Genomic DNA, 20326 nt, shown 5'->3' with positions numbered 1-20326 from the left:
TTCTTGTAAACGTCTATCCACTAACTCCTACACCGACATTTCTTATTCCTTAAGAAAGGACAGATTGGATTTTTGACTTACGATCGAACCGTCTTTCATCGTGACCGAAAGGGCATCCCCCGTTTTTTCGATTTCGATCTTAAACTTTCCGTCCTTATCGATGATGGGAGATTCTTCCACATATTTACCCTCAAAAATCTTTTTCTTATTGAACTTTACCGTGTAATTAATGTTATCCTGACTTTCGATCTCCAGAAGAACCTGACTGACTCCGTTACTTCCGTCCCAGGCCATGGCGGTCCAAGGTCCCTTGAATTTTTCAAGAGAGGAATCTCCACCGAAGGTTCGTTTTTTAGGAGCGGTAACAGCCGTGGAAATTACGGCAGACACAGGAAGAGAATTTCCGCTTTCTCCTCCGAGATCGGTTTTGGAAGTCACAGAATAAAGAAATAACGTTTCCTTTTCCGGAACGTCGGCTGCGTAAGCGTTTTTGTTTCCCGCAGAACCGAGAAAGGTCCATTTTGATTCTCCTCTCTTCTTACGAAAAACATAATATTCTGATGCTTCTTTCATCTTATCCCAAGTCAGATCGATCTTGGCCGCCTTTGGGTCCAAAATCCCTTTGAGATTTTCGGGGGAAGCGAGTTTGACCCCTCTTTGTTTATTGGGATCCGTATAACCGTACGCAAAACTCGAAAACGGACCGTTCTTTCCTTCCGGGTTCACCGCCGTCACGGAATAGTAGGCGTAACGAGCGGGAATATTTTCATCGATGAATTCTTCCGTTCCCGTTTCGGAAATTTTCTCCCAAGCTCCTCCGCCGATCCAGCCGGATTTTACGTATCGAAACACGAAGTATTTGGAGGCCCCCGAAACTTTTTGCCATTTCAATTCCACTTTGTTTTGATAAGAACCTCTACTAGCGACCAACCCTAACGGTTTTGCGGGAGGAGTTTTCGGTTGAGCCGTAAAACCGCTCGCAGCGTCCGACGGTTCTCCGGTTTTCCCCCCGAGTTTTGCGGAGACTACGTAGTATTCAACGACTCCCTTTCTCGCGGCGGAATTATCCACGTAACCGTTGATCTTGGAGTTTCCGATCGGATTGTATCTCTTCTGAGTTTTGTTCCATTTAAAAATCTGATATTCTGCGGAAGCGTCCGCGTTTTCCCAAGAGAGTTCGATTTTGTTATCATATTGTCCCTGAGTCGCCTTCACTCCCAAAACCTTGGGGGGAGGTTTTAATTCCTCCGTTTTCGCAAATCCGACCGCGTCGCCTTCCGATAAATCGGAAGCGGAAGAATCCGTCAAAGTCATAATCTTATATCTATAAGCGAGATTCGGTTGAACTCCGTCGTCGTTAAAACTGTTCGTACCGGAAAGTCCTACCTTTGCAAAACCGGAATCGCCGGGACCCTTTCTATGAATTTCATAGCCGATCGCACCCGGAACGACTTCCCAATTGATCAAAACCTTATCGGCAAAACTTCCTTGCGAAGCCGATATGGAAGAAGGCGCCGTGGCATTGGAATCGCTCGCAACCGACGTAGGTTCGGGAGTATTGGAATCCGGCTTTCCTTGATCGCCGACGGTTTCCACCTGATCGATCATCACAAAAGCGCCTTGGCAGATTCTTGTAAACCAACGATAATCGATGTATCCGTAACCTTCTTCGCCCCAATCCGTTCCCCAAGAATTGATGAACTTCACTGCGTTTTTAGAATCGTCGTAACCGACCAGAGCGATCGCGTGTCCTCCGTAGGTTTTACCCAAACCCTCTTTGTAAATCTGATCTCCTTTGAGATTGAAGAAATTCTCATAGACCAAAATTCCCGCAACGACCGGTTTTCCTTCCGCGAGCTGGGCTTTCACTTCGTTCATGTCGGTCGTTTTCACTCTTAAAAATTCTTTTGCCTTGTATTTGGAAGCGGAGTCGATCGCGGCTTGAGAAGGACGGGTTCTGTAATCCGCCGAATTGTAGGGCATAACATCCCAAGGAGCCGCTCCGATTTCCACCATTACACGCATCGCGTCGGAGATTAAAGATCCGTTGTCTCTTCCTCCGTTGATCTGATTGTAGATAAACGCGGGCGAGAAGACCTGACTGTAGTTCGGAGTTCCTTCGGCGGTTCTCAAGGACCAATTCTTGGAACCTTTTCTTTCGATATATTCCTGAAAACTTTTGGTCGCATAAGCTGTGGACCAGGCGACACAACTGCCTTGCTCTCCCTGATTTCCTACGGGCGGCATGGAAGAAGAAAGATCGATTTTCGAAGCAAGTCCCCTGTGTGAGATTCCGTACGGATTGGTTTCCTTTAAGGAGGAAAGGAGTTCGGAGGATTCCCGTTGCATTCCCAAAGAACGCATGGAAGGTTGTGAAAGAATAGAAGTCTGAGCGAGTAAAAAAAGAATCGACGGTATGACAGAATATTTTAAAATTCTCATATACTTTCCTTTTAATTTCCTTTTTGGGACTGAACCGTTTCTCGGATTTTGTCTTCCGTTTCTCTGGAATATTCCTTAAACGCAAAAGGATGCGGTTCGTAGAGAACGATCAAAGAGGATTCGTTTCCTTTGCTGTCCTTTACCGTTTTTTGATTTAAGAAAAGAATATAATCTCCTTCCGGCGGAGCGGCCTTCAGCCATTTCCCTAAAAGTTCCGGAAAAATCATAAAACCGATTTCGAATTTCGTGGGAAGTTTTTCCCCGCCTTTCCAAGGTTTGAGAACTTCAACCGTGGCCGTGACGGAGATCGAAGTTTCGGAAATTTTTGTTTCTCGAACGTTCGTAATTCGAGTTAACGCGATATAATCGGAATTCTTGACCTGATTTTCCAGTGTGGGGGGAGTGGGCACCGACAAAAGCGGCAAAGTAAATAGTAATAAACCGATCCAAGCGAACGCTTTCCAATTCATTTTTGTCTCCATCTGGTTGGTGTATGGAAGTATGAATTTTCAAATCGCCGCCGCAAGAAATTTTTTAAAGTGCAACGGCTTTTACAGCGGATTGTGGGTTTATCTTCAGTCCGAAATAACTTGTAGGTTCGGTAAGTTCGAAAGAATCAATCTTCTAGATTGAAAGAGATCGGAACCCGATGAGACATCTTCGTGGGTCGTCCTTGCACGTATCCCGGACTCCAACGAGCGAGTTTTACGATCTTAATCGCCGCCTCGTCAAAACCGAAGCCCGCTTTACCCGATGCGATTTTTGCTCCCTGAAGATTTCCCTGTTCGTCGATTTGAACGATTACGACAACCTGCTTGGAAACGATTCCGGCTGACTTTGCCTGAGCCGGAAAAAAATCCCTCAAATCGAAATCGATGATCGGAGTCGGAGTTTTATCTCCGTTATAAGAGAATAAGAATCCGTCCTTATCGGTCCCGTTTCCGGAAAGAGCGTTCGGGTTGAGATCCTCGTCAATCGGATCGTCCGCGTTCTGATTGGAACCTTCCACCCATTCCTGTTTTTCAACGGGAGCGGGAGAAGAAGTTCCGCCGATCAACTCGGGGGGAATGTCTTCCAGATCGACTTCTACATCCTGTGCTTCCAAATCATCCGAGGAAAGTTCAGCCTCGGGAATATAAGTCGCTATGAAATAAGTTCCGATCGTTAAAGAATGCAAAACAAAAGAAGCGATCAGACAGAAACGAAAAAGTCCGAATTTTAAAATCTTTTGTTTAATTTCAGGAACGTTTACCATTCTTCGCCTTACCTATTTCGCCTAACGTTTCACCGAAAGCGCAATCTTAGTCACTCCGGCTTTGCGGATTACACCCATTGCTTCCGCAATTTTTCCATAAGGTAGGGAAGAATCGGCGGAGAGCGTCAAACGCATATTCGGTCTGATCTTAGAGTCTCTTTCGAGGTGGGCTTTCAGTTTTTCAATGGATATATCGGCTCCTTCCAAAAGAATCTTTCCGTCCTTGGTCAAAGCCACCTGGACCGATTGAGCGACGTTCGGATCGGCGGCCGCAACTTTCGGAAGATTGATGTTGATGGATTCTTTTTTTAAGAAGTTCGCGGTCACCATAAAAATCACCAGAAGAACCAGAATCACATCCACCATCGGAGTGATATTTATATTGCCTATTTCTTCTCCGTCGCCGGAGGGAGCAGAGCCTGCCATATTCACATTCTCCTTTAAAAGTCTACTTCCCGCGAGAAAGACTGGCAAGAAACTCTCTGGAAAGAATTTCCAAATTTGCCTGAATCACTTTCAACTTACGGGTAAAATAGTTGTTCGCCATTACGACAGGAATCGCCACGCCGAGACCGGCCGCGGTCGCAAGAAGAGCGGTTGAAATACTTCTCATCACGAATTCCGCTCCCGTACTTCCTAACGTTCCAAGTCCGTAAAACGCTTTGATCACACCGAGAACCGTCCCGAGAAGTCCGATAAAAGGAGCGTTGTTGCCTAAGGTATTGAGAATCGGAAGATGATCTTCAAGTTTTACTCTTTCTCCGATGATTTTTCCTTCCTGTAATTCGGAAAGCGCGTCGTGACCGGCTTCGTAATGTTCCACGGAAAAGTGAGAAAATTTCGCGTAGATGTTTCCGGGATTTTCGGTTCCGATCGTCTTCACGGCGGCAAAGTCGCCTTTTCTGATTTCGGAAGTTAAAACGGGAAGTATCTCTTCCGTGTTCTTCAGACTTCTGCGAAAAATCAGAATTCTTTCAGTTCCTACCGCGAGAGCTACTATACTTGCTACGAGCATAACGACAAAAATGAAAGTCTCGCCGTATTCAACCAAAAACATTGTCATAATCTGAATCCTCTAATATTCTTTATTTTTTAAAACCGACGTCTCGAAGTCACTCAGTTTTCCGATCATTTTCTTTCGCATGAATCATTGTCCTGAAACGCTTGTGCAAACTTTTGTACAGGCGAAGGTTCCCGTTGACAGTCCCGTTATCTGAGAAAGCCCTGCCTGTCCGCAGGTTCCCGCAGAATTTTTATTTACCCAATACGAACGATTACAATCCATCACACAAGCCTTTGCACGATTCGTAACTTTCGCAAACGTAGTGGAGTTCATCAAAGTATTGCAATAATTCTGATACGAATCGACCGAAGCGACTCCTCCGCTGAACAAAGTTACGATCGCGACCTCGGAAAGTGGAGTGGGCAAATCGGGAGCCTGATTCAAACAAGACTGAGCCGCCTGCAAAGAGTTGATACAAGACTGAATCGGATCGGTCGGAGGCAAAAGGAGATACTGAAGTATCACTCTCTTTTCATTGTCTTGGTTGAAACTATCGTCTCCGTTGGGAAGGTTATTACAATTCCAAATCAGATTGAAAACGATCAGAAAATACGCAAAATTTCCGATTCGTCTTACTACGATTTTGAAGAGATTCCTTTTCATTAAAACTTTACCTCGATCCCAAGGTTAAAGAACGGAATGACGGTTCCACCCGGCAGTGTAAGGGTTCCGAACGTAGGGCTCGGTTTGGGATTCGTCGCCGAATAAGGACGCGTAACGTCGAAAGTCTCCCCGGAAACGTTCTGTCTCATATAGACGTTGACGATTTCAAAGAACGTGTTTACGTAACCCCATTCGTAATTTAGGAATTTGTCGATCCGAATATCCAATCTGTGATAATCGCTAAGACGTTTTGTGTTTGTATAATCCGCTATATAGGGATTGTTGGCGGATGTAGCTGTCCAGATCGTTTGATTGTTGGCGGGATTGCTGTATTTACCGCCGTCGTCTCCCACAATCGGAGTGATAGGAGTGGACGTTAAATAAGACCACCTCGCGCCGAATTGCCATTCCTGACTGAACTTCCAACCGAAAACGACGTTGATGATGTGAGTGCGATCGTAATCGTACAGGGTTTCTTTGGAATTATGATAGGATTGAGCGAGTAATCTTTGTTCGGGGCCTGTGGCGACGGGAGCCATAAGGCCGTCCGGTTTATAAAGATTAGGATTTCTGAATGTTTGAGACCAAGTGTAGGAAATCCAACCGAACCAATCCTTTTTTCCGGGAGTTGCGACTTTGCGGATTACGAATTCGTAACCCTGCGAGTGGCCGGTTCCGTTGTTTGAGTAATTGAGAGGTTTGTTGAGAATATACGGTTGTAAAACCTTGCCGTACTGATCGGGGTTGGTTCCGATAAACTCCGTGATATAAGGATCGGTTACGATCAAGTTCGAGAATTCCTGTTTAAAAACCTCTCCTTTGACCTGCCAATTGGAAGTGACTTGATGATCGATTCCTCCGCCGTACTTGAAAGCTTTTTGAAACTTCAAGTGCGGGTTACCGCTCTGTTCGGAAAAGCGCGTGTCCAATGGAAAATTATAATGTTCTCCTCCGCCTCCGAAAACCGTGGTTCCTTTGGCGAATCCGTCCTCGAACTTATAAGAGACCTGGGCTTTCGGACCGAGCGCGCCGTTTTTGATATAAGGAATGTAATCGTATCTCGCTCCGGGTTCGATGAGCAAACCGCCGAATTTGATTTTCATCGTCGTATAAGCGTTATAGTATTTACTTTGTACACGATTAGTATCCGAAACGGTTCTATAATCGGGAGTCACCGTATCATAAGGATTCGGATTCGGATTATTCGGATCCGTTTGTTGAATCGTACTTCCCGAAGTTTTGTAGTTGAGAACGCGTATCTCGGAACCGAATTCCAAAGTTACGTGTTTATTGGGCTCCCAATACGCGTCTTGCCTAATTCCGTTATAGGCGCCGCTTGCTCTTTGTTTCGCTTTGATGGAACCGAAGCCGACGTTATAGTCAAAAAACGGATCGTAACTGATCAAGGTAATTCGATTGTTGAATTTTTCGGAAGGTCTCCAAGTATAACGGAAAGCTTGAGTACGATATCCTTGGCCCGCGGAAAAATTCCCACCCGCATAGGCTGCGAACTGATCCTTGGTCGGATCGTTCTTTTGTTTGGCGGGAGGATCCAGGGCAAAGTCGTCCTTTGCCGTCAAGGAATAGAATGAAATCTGATGTTCATCGTTGAAGTTATAGACCATTTTCACTTGTGAATCCGTATAACGAGGCAAACGTATCCCGTCCGGAAGCAGGCTGTTCCCTGAAATCTTTCCGAGAGTTTCAAACGTTTTATCGATATAACCGACTTTGACGGCTCCCATAATATAACCTTTTCCGTTGGCAAACGTGGTTTGGTAATTTGTGGAAGCCGCCCAAAGAGAAGTCAAAAAATTTCCGCCCGATCGCTCCACCTTATCGGGAGATTCGATTTCGATAACCCCTCCCAGCGCGTTATTGAAGTTTGCGGGAAGAACCCCCGTATAAACGTCCATGGATTTGATCAGGTTTCCGTTGATCGTAGCGGTCAAACCGTCGAAGTGAAACGGATAAAGAATAGGGAGATCGTCGTAAAGATAAAGGTTCGTATTCGGATCGGCTCCGCGAAACACGTAGTTACTTGCGCCGCCACCGAAAGCGGAAACGGGAACAACTCCGGGAATCGTTTCGATAGCGCGGAGAGGTTCTCCAAACGTACCGGGCATCCGTTTGATTTCCTCGAAACGGAGTTTAGTACGGGACATGAGTTGTTTTTCCCGTTCTCCGGTTACGTTGATCGAACCTTTCGATCCGCCACCGCCGTCTCTGGCTTTGGACGATTGATCGACATAAAGAACGACAACTTCTTCTCCTTCTCCAACTTCCTGACGAATTTCCTGAAATCCTGTATCTCTTAAAATGCGAAACGTATAAGCGCCGGAAGAAGGAGCCACCGCTTGAAAATATCCTTCCGCATCGGTTTGATAAAACTTTTGGGTTTCAAAAAGCATAACTCTAACATTCGCATCTCCCGAATTTTTACTACGAGAGTAAACACGGGCGCGGAAAGAAACTTCCGCAAAGATCGGCACGGAAAGAAAAAAAAGAAATAAAAACGGAATCCGTTTTATCAACGTTACGGATCGTATGGCGAGAAGAATGACTGATATATTTCTAATAATTTTCATCGTCTGCCTTACTGTATTTTAGTTTTTACGAATATATCCTGAAAGTTTACATACCAAGGAATTTCACCTAACGAATCATTGGCATAGATCAGAACACAAGCGAAAGGATACGAAACAAAAGGACATTCCGATCGAGTGATCGCGATCGTGCAGAGATCCAGATTCCTTTGTTGAACCCCTTCCACGACGATCGGAATCGGAGTCGGAATCGGAGTTCCGCACTTATTGCTCAAATAATTAGCCGCCGCGTAGATCTGACTCTGAGAATCGCTCGGCGAGACGACCTCGGCTTGCGCGCAATTTTGCGATAACGCGATCGAAATCAAAACACAAACGAAAACCAAACGGAACTTCTGCAAACGTTTCCGTTTTTGTTCAAAGGCGGTTTTTTCCGCCGTTATCGAATTCGAAGAATCTATTAAAGAATATTTTAACATACTAATTCTTCTTTTTTCCTCCGACCGAAATTCCCCCCGAAGAAGGCGAATCGGAAGATCGGTTTCCTCCGCCGACGGAAATTCCTCCGGAGGTTCGTTTTTCATCTTTAGTAGAAATCGAGTCTTCGCCCGAAGATTCTTTTTTTTGCTGTTCCAATTTCAATCTTTCGGCTTCTTCCTTATTTCCGATTACGCTTCCTCTTACTTTTAAGACGGAAACGGTTCCGAGAGGAAACATAACGTGTGTCTCGTGCCAAACCTTGATACCCACGAGGCTTCTTCCCCCCGGAACTTTTTGAACCGCCTGGCTAAGCGCATAATCGACGCTAATCGGATTCGTAACGGGAATCATTCCGAGAACAAAGAACGTAGAAGACTCGCCCTCCGATTCGTCTAGGATATCGTATCCGGCAGTGCGAATGATCGTCGCCGAATCGTAAAGAGCCGGTGAACGCACTCTTCCTCCGGGAGAAAACAAAGTAGCTCCCATACAATTCCCAAAGACAAAAAAGAGAATAATCGCAAAGAAACCGATCTGAAACGAAGAAAAACTCGAAACGGAGAATCCACCTAAACGTAAGTCGCTGCTTTCCGGACTCAACGTAACACTTGCGATGGGGCGCTTGAGAGTTCGCCGCGGCGTCAGATCTTTATTTTCTTTTTTTGCCGTTTTGACCATTGAGTTGATCCTCGAATTTGATCGCTTCCGCATTGATATGCAGTCTGTTGACGGTAATGAAAAGAAGAATGTATTTGTCGGTCCAATAACGGATATTGATCAAAGCGTCCGCTTCTTTTTCGGTCAACATCGTAGTTACTACTTTGTCGATCGGGGGTTCGGAGAGAGGAACGCCTACAATTGCCATATCGAACGTATTCCAGGTTTTATGACCTTCCACAGGACCGATAACCTTGTATTTACGATCCGCAACGGGAATATTGCTCGTTGCAATTCCGGCGGAAGAGGTCGCACAATTGAATAATATGAACGAAATGAAAAATAAAGAGAGAATTTGAAAAACTTTCACGGTACCTGCCTGCGACCCTGGTAAGCTCGAATATTCCCAAAATGATTTCTATTTGTAATACTTTGGGTTAGTATATCTGTCAGATACTATCTGTTAGATATACGTGCAAGAATAATTTTTTTACTAGCTTGCCGGATCGGTCCTTTTAATGAATTGTATTCTTCATTTTCCGAAAAGAATGACAATCTCATAGAAAAAAAGTTCCCGTTTGGAAAAAAATGGGATTCGAAAAAAAAGATGTTTGGGATGGGACTGAGGTAGTTTCGGGAACAAATCCTACACTTTGCGGGTCTGAAGCGATTTATTTCTGGATCCGTTTGGTGTACTCGTCGATCAATTTTTCCGCAGCCTGAAAGGAACTGATGTTATGGCGACTCACTTTGTCTTCCATATCCCGATAGAGATCTTTCATCCGAGTATAAAAGTCTTCCATTAGATGTTCACTCACCGTTTCTTCCAGCCAATACATAGCTTGATTGGTCCTTCTAATTTCAAAGTGTCCGTTGGACTTTAGGGTTTTCTCATATTCTTGGATCTGATTCCAAATATCGCCGATTCCTTCTCCGGAAAGCGAGGAACAAGATAACACTTTTGGAATCCATCCGTTTTCGTGTGCGGGAAAAAAATGGATTGCGGATTGTGTTTCGACTCTCGTGACTTCGGCCCTTGTCTTGTTGTCCCCATCAGCCTTTGTGACCGCAAAGAGATCCGCCATCTCCATGATTCCTCGTTTGATTCCTTGCAATTCGTCTCCGGCTCCCGCGATGAGAAGAAGCAAAAACAAATCCACCATCGAATGAACCGCGGTCTCCGATTGTCCGACTCCGACGGTTTCCACAAAGATCGTATCAAAACCGGCGGCTTCGCAGAGATAAATCGTCTCTCTCGTCTTACGCGCAACTCCGCCCAAAGAATCCCCGGAGGGAGAAGGGCGAATGAACGCGGATTCGTTTCTGGAAAGTTCGGACATTCTCGTTTTATCTCCGAGAATACTTCCTCCCGAAATCCGACTGGAAGGATCGATGGTCAATACGGCTAATTTTTTTCCTTGGGAAATCGTATACATCCCGAAGGCTTCGATGAATGTGCTCTTTCCCACTCCGGGAATTCCGGTGATTCCAATCCGAATCGATTTACCGGAATGGGGGAGGCAGGCCTCTATTATCTTTTCTGCAAGTTCTTTATGATCGTTACGCGAGCTTTCGACGAGAGTAATCGCACGACTGAGCATAACGCGATCTCCGGCGAGAATTCCTTTTACGAATTCCTCCGCAGAAGGAAGAGCCTTTCTGGAAATTCCGGTGGATCGGACGCTCGAAGGAATCCCGGATTTTTCGCCGCCGCTCAAAGGCAATTCATCCCTTAAACGTTTACTTTCAAATTTTCTAAATCTTTGATGAGAAGTTCCAGAATATCCGCGGCTGCCTTGGAAATTTTTGTTCCAGGCCCGAAGATACCCGTTACGCCAGCCTTGTAAAGAGTGTCATAATCTTGTTGAGGAATCACTCCTCCCGCGATGACCATGATGTCCTCTCTTCCGAGCTTTTTCAATTCTCCGATGACTTGAGGAACCAGGGTTTTATGACCCGCGGCCAAACTCGAAACGCCTAGAATGTGCACGTCGTTTTCTACGGCTTGTTTTGCGGCTTCCGCAGGTGTTTGGAAGAGTGGTCCAATATCGACGTCAAACCCCATATCCGCAAAACTCGTGGAAATTACTTTGGCGCCTCGGTCGTGTCCGTCTTGTCCCATTTTGGCGACCATGATTCTAGGACGTCGACCTTCGAGAGCGGAGAACTTATCCGAAAGTTCTTTGGCTCTTTTGAAGTCCGGATCGTCTTCAATCTCGGATGAATATACTCCCGATATGGAACGAATCGTTGCTTGGTATCTTCCGAATACTTTTTCCATAGCGTATGAAATTTCCCCGAGAGACGCGCGTTTACGAGCCGCGTCCACTGCGAGCGCGAGAAGATTTCCTTCTCCACCTGCCGCGCATTTTGTAATCGCTTCGAGAGCGGAAGTTACTTCCGCATTGTTTCGATTTTTTTTCAACTCTGCGAGTCTGCGGATTTGGGATTCGCGGACGGCAGTATTATCGATATCTAATATGTCTAAGGGTTTTTCTTCAACCGCTCTGTACTGGTTGACTCCGACGATCACGTCCCTTCCGGAATCGATTTTGGCTTGTTTACGCGCGGCGGCTTCTTCGATTCTCATCTTAGGAATTCCGGTTTCGATTGCCTTCGCGATTCCGCCTAACTTTTCGACTTCTTCGATCAGTTCCCAAGCGCGGTGCGCGAGAGAGTGCGTCAAAGATTCTACGTAATAAGAACCGCCCCAAGGATCCACAACTCTGTGAATATTGGTTTCTTCTTGCAAAAAGATCTGCGTATTTCTTGCGATTCTCGCGGAGAAGTCTGTGGGAAGCGCGATCGCCTCGTCGAGTGCGTTCGTGTGCAGAGATTGCGTATGACCAAGCGCGGCAGCTAAGGCTTCGATACAAGTCCGCGCGACGTTGTTGAACGGATCTTGTTCGGTTAAACTCCAACCCGAAGTTTGACAGTGAGTTCGGAGCGCGAGAGATTTTAGATTCTTAGGATTGAATTGTTTCACGAGTTTCGCCCAGAGAAGACGTCCTGCCCTCATCTTTGCGATTTCCATAAAGTGATTCATCCCGATCGCCCAGAAAAAAGACAAACGAGGCGCGAACGTATCCACGTCCATTCCCGCTTTGATTCCGGTTCGGAGATATTCCAAACCGTCTGCGAGAGTGTAGGCGAGTTCTATGTCCGCGGTCGCTCCGGCTTCCTGCATGTGATAACCCGAAATCGAAATCGAGTTGAACTTAGGCATAAAGTCGGCAGTGTATTTGAAAATGTCCGCGATGATCTTCATCGAAGGAGCGGGCGGGTAGATGTAAGTGTTCCGCACCATGAATTCTTTCAGAATGTCGTTTTGGATCGTTCCGGAAAGTTTATCCGCGCTTACGCCTTGTTCTTCCGCGGCTACAATATAAAATGCTAATATAGGAACCACGGCCCCGTTCATCGTCATGGAAACCGACATCTGATCCAAAGGGATCTGATCGAACAGAATCTTCATATCGAGGATCGAATCGATCGCAACTCCGGCCTTACCGACGTCGCCCACCACACGCTCGTGATCGGAATCGTATCCTCTGTGAGTCGCTAAGTCGAACGCGACCGAAAGACCTTTTTGTCCCGCGGCTAAGTTTCTACGATAGAATGCGTTGGATTCTTCCGCCGTGGAAAAACCCGCGTATTGGCGAATCGTCCAAGGTTGTTGGACATACATCGTGGAGTAAGGACCGCGCAAGTAAGGAGGAATTCCCGCAGCGTAGTCGAGGTGTTCGATGCCGGCAAGGTCTTCCGCGGTATAAACCGGTTTTACCGGAATTTTTTCAGGAGTACGCCAAAGGGCCTGTTCGATGGAACTGAGCCCCAGATCGCCGAGAGCGGCTTTTTCCCAATCGGATTTGGAAACCTTTCCGTGTGGCGCATAACGTTGGCTATCAAAACTCGGACGTTTCATTGGATGCCCAGCCTTTTCTGAATGGACTTCAGAGTTTCTAAATGTTGGGATTTTACGTGAATAAAAAATTCGATTCCTTTTGATTTGAGAGAATCGATTTGTTCCGTAGGATTTCCCGCTACGATTCCGAGAAGATTTGGATTTTGTTTTTTCAAAGTCGCAAAAGTAGAATCCACAAAGCCCGCAATTTCTTCATCGCTCGAACAGAAGACGACAACGTCCGCGTTGGTTTCTTTCAGACCCTGCAACGCTTCTTCCGATGTCGCATAACTTCCCGGATCGATTACCTTGTAACCGGCGCAAGCGAGAAAGTTTTGAGAGAAAATGGCACGCGCCTTTTTCATCTTGAGATCGCCCATCGGGAGTAGAAGAACGGTTGTAGTTTTTCCGGATTTTTTTGCGAAGCTTTCCGTTTTTAGACGAATCTCTTCGATTTCCGCTCCCGCTCTAAACTCGAAAATTTTTTCACAGATGATTTCGCCGGAAACGCTTTCAATGTCGCCTAACGTTGGATTGCGATTGAGTTCGGGAATCCGGTCTTCTCCGTTCGGATATTGATTGGTTCCGAGAAGAATTTCCTTTCGATTCGCGAGGTTTTCTTCTTTTTTCTTTCTGGATTCGGCGATTTTCTTTTGGATGATTCCTTTTTGAACCGCTTCTAAAAAACCACCTGCGGATTCGATCTCGCAGAAAATTTCCCAAGCCTTCTTCGTGATCGAATCGGTGAGCGATTCGAGATAATACGAACCCGCGGACGGATCCACGACCTTGTCTATGTGCGATTCGTGTTTCATCAAAAGTTGAATGTTTCGCGCGATTCGGAGAGAAAAAGAATCAGAAGTTTTTAATATACTGTCATACGGAGAAACGCTAATGACCTCACAACCTCCGATCGCCGCCGACATCGCTTCGGTTGTTGCACGGAGCATGTTCACGTTCGGATCGTAGGCTGTGTAATTGTATCTACAGGTTTGTGCGGAAAGAAATGCGTGTTGGGAAGATTCTTCTTTGGGAGCGAATTCTTTCAGGATTTCCGCCCACAAAATTCTCGCCGCGCGGAACTTCGCGATTTCCAAAAAGTAATCGGGACCGATGGAGAATTCAAACATCAGTTGAGAAGCGATCGTGTCCACGGACATTCCCGTCTGCGTGAGTTGTTGCACATACTCGCAAGCAGCGGCTAACGTGAATCCCAATTCTTCGGAGATCGTAGAACCCGCGTCCCGAAACGTGGAAGAATTTACCGACAAACCTCTGTAATGCGGCCAAGAAGCGGCTAACGTTTTCAAAATTTCCGAAAGCGCCGATATGGAATGTTTTCCGGACCTTCCGTGTTTGAGAAGAATCCGAAACGGATCGTATCCGAGTCCTCCGACGAGAACCTTATCTTTGGGAAGCCAAGAAAAAATTTCGGGAGACCTTTCTTCCGCGATAAAATGCAAAGTCACTTGATCGAAAGGAAGTCCTGCAATCAGAGTTTCCAAGTCCTTTGCGGAGTTTACCGGAATTCCTTTTTGCGAAGAAGTTTTGTTTTCTATGATAAACCCGATGGCTGTCACGCCGTTTGCCGCCGCTTCTTTTGCGAGTCGATTCGCTTCGGAGATCGTAGGAGAATCAAAGTCTTGACGGATGCTCCAGTCCTGAACGAGTTTTCGAGTGGATCTCGCAAACGGAAACGTTCCGGGAAGATTGGAAGTCAGCCATTGTTTGTCGCTGATATCTTCCTTTGTATAAACGGGTTGGATCTTAAATCCTTCCGCGGTTTCCCAAACTAACTTCTTCTCAAAGTCCGCGCCCTTGAGATCTTTTTGGATGAGTGCAATCCAGGCTTCCCGAGCGGCGGGAGGAAAGTCCGTAAATAGTTTCTGGTCGGCCATTTTGTTTTTCTCTTTTTTGAGAAGTTTCTATAAGGTTCTCTTTCTAGGGAACCTTGTAAGACTCCGGTGTAAAGTCAAAAACCCGTTCTTAAGTTTCATTTTTGTTTTTGAGATAATGGGGAACCGATGCCAAAATAGAAAGCGTAAGCGTTCCCAAAATGACTCCCAAAGAAACCAAAATCGGAATGTGGACCTCATGTCCGAAAACATACGTAGAAAAAAGCGGGAGAAGAAGTTTCACTCCCACGAACGCTAAAAGAACCGAAACTCCTTTTTTCAGAAAAATAAAAAGTTCCATCACGCCAGAAAGCATAAAATACAAGGAACGAAGTCCGAGGATCGCAAAGATATTGGAAGTATAAACGATGAACGCGTCGGTCGTGATCGAAAAGATCGCCGGAATCGAATCGAGCGCAAACATGATATCGCTGAATTCAACGATGAGTAACGTGATGAACGTGGAAGTAAAAAGATATTTGCCGTGTTCCTTGACCACGAACTTTTCCGGATGTTGTATTTGACTCAACGGAAGGATTTTCTTTGCGAACTTGATTACGGGAGAAGATTCCGGATGAAAGTCTTCCTCTTCCTGATGAACGAACATCTTCACCGCCGTATACAGAAGAAGGATTCCGAATAAATAAAGAATCCAATTGAACTGAGAGACGAGTCCCGCTCCGACAAAAATCATAATCGCACGAAAGATCAAAGCTCCGATGATTCCCCATTTCAAAATCAAAGGTTGATACTGAGGTGTTATCCGAAACTTCTGAAAAATCATGATAAAGACAAAAAGATTGTCCACGGAAAGGGAATATTCCAGAAGATAACCGGTGACGAACTCAAGCGCTTTGGTTTTTCCTCGATCCGGATCGCTCGGCGATTGGTCCATCACATAGATTAAAATGCTAAACGAAATCGCAAGACTGAACCAAAAGAGGGACCAATAAACGGATTCTCTGAGAGGAATCTTGTGCGCTCTTTTATTGAGGACGAAGAGATCCAGATAAACGAGAAGACCTAAAACCACCGTAAAAACAACGCCTAAGATCCATTCTCCCGAACTCCAATGCCCCATATTCCCTCTTTGTTTTCTCGATTCTTAGATGACAAAAGTTCCGGCTCTTTACAAAATTACAATCCCAATTCCCGTCAGGAAGGTTCCGATGATTTTACTCTTATTTTCCATCGCTTCGATTACCCATATGTTGGTTTTGTATCTCATTCCGGATAACGTCGTCTTAAAACTCGGAAGTAAAATTCTACCGATTCTCGTTTTGCTTTTTTTCTCCTTTCGGGAAGGCAACTGGAAAGGCCGATCCGGAAAATTCATCTTTATAGGTCTGATCTTTTCCTTGTTCGGAGATATGTTTTTAGGTCTTCCCGGAAATTATTTCGTCTTCGGACTCGGTTCTTTTCTCGCGGCTCAAATTCTCTATTCGATGGGATTTTCAGTCGGAAACCCGGTTCATATCGTTCGATCGATTCCTTATTTCGTTTACGGAATTTCGTTTTACGGTTGGATTTTTCCCGGACTCGGAGCCTCTCTCTATGTTCCCGTCGGCGTTTATGTACTGGCGATTTGTATGATGGGTTGGCGAGCCGCTTCCAGGGAATGTTCAAAATCGGAATTTTGGAAATCCTTTGTAGGCGCTTCCCTTTTTATTTTATCCGACAGTCTCATCGCGACTAGAAAATTTACGGAGATTCCGATTCCTTGGATCGGAGTTTGGATCATGTCGACGTACTACGCGGCTCAGTTTCTCATCTATGAATCCGTGGAAGAAAATTAAATAATTATTGATTCGGTCCCTAACATAACTAAGATAGCAAAGAAATCCGGAGGAATCTTATTATGAATATTAAACCTTTAAAAGAAACGACGTTTTTAGAAGCGGTCGCGGCGGCGATCCAACACGAAAAGGATTACTTCGAATTCTATATGAGTACGTACGATAAACTCTCTCCCGGAAACACCAAAGAACTTTTCGAAAGATTGGCGGAAGAAGTGGACGATCATATCAAGTTCATTACGGAATTGTACGAACAAGCGGAAGGATCCGAACTCCCGAACCTAAAACAACTCACGGCGATCCATAAGTTCCACGATACGACTCTTCAAAAACTGATGAACAAAGTGGAAAGAACGATCTCCGGTCCCGGCGCTAAGGACGCCCACGAAGCTTTGGAACGTGCCATCCGAGAAGCGGAGAACGCGGTATCCTTTTACGAAAAACTCGCAAACAAGTTCGAAGACGTGAACACCAAATCCCTTTTCACAAAACTGAAAGACTACAACCACAACTATCAATCTCTTCTGGAGACGGAGTTGAACGGTCTGGATCAATCCCAGTCCGGCTCCGGTCAGGGAACTTTTTTCTGGGACGAACAAGCGGAAGAAGTGGCAAAAGCCGAATCCAAACCTGCGAAGGCTTCTTCTCCCGCTCCCAAGAAAAAAGCCGCGAGTAAACCGGTTGCGAAAAAGGCTGCTCCCAAGAAAAAGTCAGCCGTAAAAAAAGCGGCGGCAAAACCGAAGAAGGCAGTGAAAAAAGTCGCAAAGAAAGTATCTCCAAAAAAATCGACGCCTAAAAAGAAGTCGGCGGCAAAGGCTAAGAAAAAGAGGTAATCGGTTAGAATGCAATCCACCACGATCACCGATTGGAAGGAAATCCAAGATCTTTATCCCGTAAATCATGAGATTATCTGGTTGAACAATTGTGGGACAACTCCCTGCAATGTACATACCATCCAAGCCGTCGGAGAATATTTAGAAGGTTACTCCAAAAAGGGAGGACTTACGGAGGTTCGGAAATACGCTTCCGTAAAACATACAATCCGCAAAATCGTGGCGGGACTGATCAACTGCGACGTGGAAGAACTTTGTATCATCCACAATACCAACGAAGGAATGTATTTCCTCTCGCTCGGATTTCAACTGAAAAGCGGAGATGAAATTCTGCTCTTGGAAAACGAATACCCGAGCAATATCTATCCTTGGGAACACTGGAAAGAAAAAGGAGTCAAACTCGCGTTCATTCCGATGGCTTCTACCCCGGATCAGTTTTTGGAGAATTTAAAATCTTCCGTCAGTTCCAAAACCAAGATCGTCGCTCTTTCGGCGGTTCATTGGTGTACAGGAATGCCTTTTCCTTTGGAAGAAATAGGAACCTTTTTGGATTCCCAAGGAATCGAGTTCGTTTTAGACGGCGCTCAAGGAATAGGTTTGGTTCCGGTCGACGTGAAAAAGATGAAGTTAAATTACATCGCGTTCCCCGCTTGGAAATGGCTCTTGGGTCCTCTGGGCCTCGGAATGTTGTACATCCAACAAGATAAAATCGACGCGCTTGCGTTTCCGTTTAAAGGAACAAGCTCCGTAGTCAACGACGAGGTTTACTTACCCTATCGTGCAGAACTGAAATCCGGAGCGGATCGTTACGAAATTTCCACGGGAAACTTCATAGACTGGGTTTACTTTCAGTCCACGCTCGAAATGCTCCAGAAAATCGGATTCCATTCCGTGATGGAAAGAATTTACGAACTTGCGGACTATCTTTCCGAAGGAATGAAAGGAGTCGGATTTCAAATCGAACTCGACCACTTTCCGGACAACAGAACCGGAATTGTAGTAGGATCTAAGGAAGGGATTCCGATGGACGAACTCGTTTCTTATTTGAAGAAGAACGGGGTGATGTGCGCCCTTCGTCTCGGAAAGGTTCGGTTTTCTCCGCATATCTACAATCGAAAAGATCAACTGGATCGAGTCGTAGAATTGCTCGGCGCTTTTCCGGGCTGAGTTTCTTCAATGCGACCTTGATTTTGGGTGGTGGGGCGGAAAGGCTCGGGAGGCTTTTCTCTATCAGAAAATCATACTTTTTGCAAGTGAAAAATATGATTCTTGTCGGAACACTTACGTTTTATTGTATGTATGTAAAGTCCTAATCCCTAAAATCTAACCACTTGAAACGTGCGTTTTTAATCCTTCTGATTCCAAAAACCTTCTTAACTTGTGGGGTTGGTTTATGATAGAAAGGTCGCACTGAGTTAAAGATCGGAGCGCTCAAAAACCTCAATGATGACGACCAACAAACTGCAAAAAGTCGGTAAAATCGGCACGCTCCTATTTCCGGTCTGGGTTCTCACCGGAGCGATTGTTTCTTTTTTCTTCCCTCATTGGTTTACCTGGTTCACAGGGCCATGGATCACATACGGTCTCGGAGTCACGATGCTCGGAATGGGAATCACACTTTTACCCCAAGACTTCAAGGAAGTTTTTAAAACTCCGATTCCGGTTTTTGCAGGAGTGTTTTTGCAATACACGGTCATGCCGATTTCCGGATGGGGGATCGGAATTCTACTCGATTTACCCGTTCCGTTGGCTACCGGGCTTATCGTCGTTTCTTGTTGTCCCGGTGGTGTTGCGTCTAACGTGATTACTTATCTCGCAAAAGGAGATTTGGCTCTTTCGGTTTCCATGACTGCGGCATCGACAATTCTTTCCGTGTTTATGACTCCGATCCTCACTCTATTTTTGATCGGGAAGGGTGTGGAGGCATCCGCGGGAGGACTTTTTTTGGACACGTTTCAGGTCGTGATTCTTCCGGTTGCACTGGGAGTGTTGCTCAACTTGTATTTGCCCGAAGTTTCCAAAAGGATTCAAACCGTCTCACCCTTGGTTGCGGTTTTATTGATTACTATGATCGTCTCTTCTATTCTCGGAGCCGGAAGAGATAAGATCATTCAGTCTGCGGAAATTTTGATCGTAGCCGTAGTGAGCCTACACGCATCCGGATTCTTTTTCGGTTACCTTTTGTCCTGGTTTCTAATCCGAAAACGAAAAACATCCAGAACGATTTCGATCGAAGTAGGGATGCAGAACTCCGGCCTGGGAGTTGTTCTTTCCAGAAATAATTTTTCCGATCCGTTAGTTGCAATCCCAGCCGCAATTTCAAGTCTCGTACACTCCCTGATTGGAAGTTTACTTGCGGCTTTCTGGAGAAAAAGGACGCAGGAAGAATGAAAGATTTCTCGTATTGCCGTTTGAGTGATAATCCTCAAAACACCGATCGATTTGTTCGTGCGTTTATTCTCCCGATGTCTGCATTATGTTTTCGTTCCATAACTTTTTTGCAAATTCAAGAAACTCTTTCGGCCCGTTATGAAATGTTTGGTCAAATTTATACTCGCCGCCATAAAATTCCGTATCCGCAAGTTTCACTTTGTTTTGTCCGCTCATTGCAAACTTTTGGCACCCTTCGTACATGATTATTTTCATATCATGCGGACTAACGTCGCCATGACAACCAGTTAAAGCATTAGAAAACCGTTAAATACAAACGAGCCCGATCGAATCTTCGAGAAAAAACGACTCTATGGACCGCGTCTATTGTAGTGATAGGTTGTTAGGGAGTCGGATGTTAGGGTGGGGGAAAGCCTTCCCCTCGCTTCAGACGCGTTATGTATCCTTTACTAAGGATCTCT

The 20326-nt window shown here is 45.5% G+C and carries 19 protein-coding genes; 4 read left to right on the top strand and 15 right to left on the bottom strand.

The genetic code is table 11. The features are described from left to right. Positions 1–42: 42 nt before the first annotated feature. The 14 genes from LEP1GSC194_RS04550 to LEP1GSC194_RS04485 form a co-directional block, all read right to left on the bottom strand. On the bottom strand, positions 43–2442 hold the full coding sequence (locus LEP1GSC194_RS04550) for a C1 family peptidase (RefSeq protein WP_020772479.1): 2400 nt from the start codon (positions 2440–2442) through the stop codon (positions 43–45). Positions 2443–2453: 11 nt separating this feature from the next. Continuing rightward, positions 2454–2912, bottom strand: a complete 459-nt coding sequence (locus LEP1GSC194_RS04545) for an LIC_20196 family exoprotein (RefSeq protein ID WP_020772342.1) — start codon at positions 2910–2912, stop codon at positions 2454–2456. A gap of 146 nt (positions 2913–3058) precedes the next feature. After that, a complete protein-coding gene (locus tag LEP1GSC194_RS04540) occupies positions 3059–3697 on the bottom strand; it encodes an energy transducer TonB (protein WP_020772450.1) in 639 nt (212 codons plus the stop codon). Positions 3698–3718: 21 nt separating this feature from the next. Beyond that, positions 3719–4123, bottom strand: a complete 405-nt coding sequence (locus LEP1GSC194_RS04535) for an ExbD/TolR family protein (protein ID WP_020772442.1) — start codon at positions 4121–4123, stop codon at positions 3719–3721. Between the two features lie 22 nt (positions 4124–4145). Next, positions 4146–4760, bottom strand: coding sequence for a MotA/TolQ/ExbB proton channel family protein (locus LEP1GSC194_RS04530; RefSeq protein WP_020772346.1), 615 nt, complete (start codon positions 4758–4760; stop codon positions 4146–4148). 84 nt (positions 4761–4844) lie between these two features. Further along, positions 4845–5363 carry a hypothetical protein gene (locus tag LEP1GSC194_RS04525; RefSeq protein ID WP_017810039.1) on the bottom strand — a complete coding sequence of 173 codons (519 nt, stop codon included), beginning with the start codon at positions 5361–5363 and terminating at the stop codon, positions 4845–4847. Beyond that, positions 5363–7951 carry a TonB-dependent receptor plug domain-containing protein gene (locus LEP1GSC194_RS04520; protein ID WP_020772343.1) on the bottom strand — a complete coding sequence of 863 codons (2589 nt, stop codon included), beginning with the start codon at positions 7949–7951 and terminating at the stop codon, positions 5363–5365. Before LEP1GSC194_RS04520 ends, LEP1GSC194_RS04525 begins: the two co-directional genes overlap by 1 nt. A gap of 8 nt (positions 7952–7959) precedes the next feature. Further along, the gene (locus LEP1GSC194_RS04515; protein WP_020772452.1) at positions 7960–8388 is read right to left on the bottom strand and encodes a hypothetical protein; all 429 of its coding nucleotides are present in this window, start codon (positions 8386–8388) and stop codon (positions 7960–7962) included. 1 nt (position 8389) lies between these two features. After that, the gene (locus LEP1GSC194_RS04510) at positions 8390–9067 is read right to left on the bottom strand and encodes a hypothetical protein (RefSeq protein ID WP_155826391.1); all 678 of its coding nucleotides are present in this window, start codon (positions 9065–9067) and stop codon (positions 8390–8392) included. Next, positions 9039–9416 (bottom strand): LIC20211 family lipoprotein, encoded by a 378-nt coding sequence (locus LEP1GSC194_RS04505; RefSeq protein WP_020772408.1) that lies wholly within the window; start codon positions 9414–9416, stop codon positions 9039–9041. The genes LEP1GSC194_RS04510 and LEP1GSC194_RS04505 overlap by 29 nt, the downstream gene beginning before the upstream one ends. 301 nt (positions 9417–9717) lie before the next feature. After that, positions 9718–10764: a methylmalonyl Co-A mutase-associated GTPase MeaB gene (gene meaB, locus LEP1GSC194_RS04500; RefSeq protein WP_020772502.1), complete on the bottom strand. Its 1047-nt coding sequence runs from the start codon at positions 10762–10764 to the stop codon at positions 9718–9720. 14 nt (positions 10765–10778) lie between these two features. Further along, positions 10779–12971, bottom strand: a complete 2193-nt coding sequence (gene scpA / locus LEP1GSC194_RS04495; protein WP_020772428.1) for a methylmalonyl-CoA mutase — start codon at positions 12969–12971, stop codon at positions 10779–10781. Continuing rightward, positions 12968–14848 carry a methylmalonyl-CoA mutase family protein gene (locus tag LEP1GSC194_RS04490; RefSeq protein ID WP_020772509.1) on the bottom strand — a complete coding sequence of 627 codons (1881 nt, stop codon included), beginning with the start codon at positions 14846–14848 and terminating at the stop codon, positions 12968–12970. Before LEP1GSC194_RS04490 ends, scpA begins: the two co-directional genes overlap by 4 nt. A gap of 88 nt (positions 14849–14936) precedes the next feature. Next, positions 14937–15926 carry a TerC family protein gene (locus LEP1GSC194_RS04485; RefSeq protein WP_020772404.1) on the bottom strand — a complete coding sequence of 330 codons (990 nt, stop codon included), beginning with the start codon at positions 15924–15926 and terminating at the stop codon, positions 14937–14939. Positions 15927–16014: 88 nt separating this feature from the next. Between LEP1GSC194_RS04485 and LEP1GSC194_RS04480 the strand changes: the two genes are divergently transcribed. From LEP1GSC194_RS04480 to LEP1GSC194_RS04465, 4 genes are all read left to right on the top strand, one after another. Beyond that, positions 16015–16641 (top strand): lysoplasmalogenase, encoded by a 627-nt coding sequence (locus LEP1GSC194_RS04480; RefSeq protein WP_036041407.1) that lies wholly within the window; start codon positions 16015–16017, stop codon positions 16639–16641. A 62-nt stretch (positions 16642–16703) separates the two neighbouring features. Continuing rightward, entirely contained in the window at positions 16704–17474 is a 771-nt protein-coding gene (locus LEP1GSC194_RS04475; RefSeq protein ID WP_020772385.1) for a ferritin-like domain-containing protein, read from the top strand. A gap of 9 nt (positions 17475–17483) precedes the next feature. Further along, positions 17484–18641, top strand: coding sequence for an aminotransferase class V-fold PLP-dependent enzyme (locus tag LEP1GSC194_RS04470; protein WP_020772528.1), 1158 nt, complete (start codon positions 17484–17486; stop codon positions 18639–18641). 279 nt (positions 18642–18920) lie between these two features. Further along, positions 18921–19865: a bile acid:sodium symporter family protein gene (locus LEP1GSC194_RS04465; protein ID WP_036041348.1), complete on the top strand. Its 945-nt coding sequence runs from the start codon at positions 18921–18923 to the stop codon at positions 19863–19865. A 63-nt stretch (positions 19866–19928) separates the two neighbouring features. Here the strand turns inward: LEP1GSC194_RS04465 and LEP1GSC194_RS23545 are convergent, their stop codons facing one another. Continuing rightward, positions 19929–20108: a hypothetical protein gene (locus LEP1GSC194_RS23545; protein WP_036041345.1), complete on the bottom strand. Its 180-nt coding sequence runs from the start codon at positions 20106–20108 to the stop codon at positions 19929–19931. Positions 20109–20326 lie beyond the last annotated feature (218 nt).

This window comes from Leptospira alstonii serovar Sichuan str. 79601 (assembly GCF_000347175.1).
In the GTDB taxonomy this organism is placed as follows: Bacteria; Spirochaetota; Leptospiria; order Leptospirales; family Leptospiraceae; genus Leptospira; species Leptospira alstonii.
The sequence above is the reverse complement of the archived record's forward strand: the minus strand, read 5'-3'. Positions and strand labels throughout refer to the sequence as shown.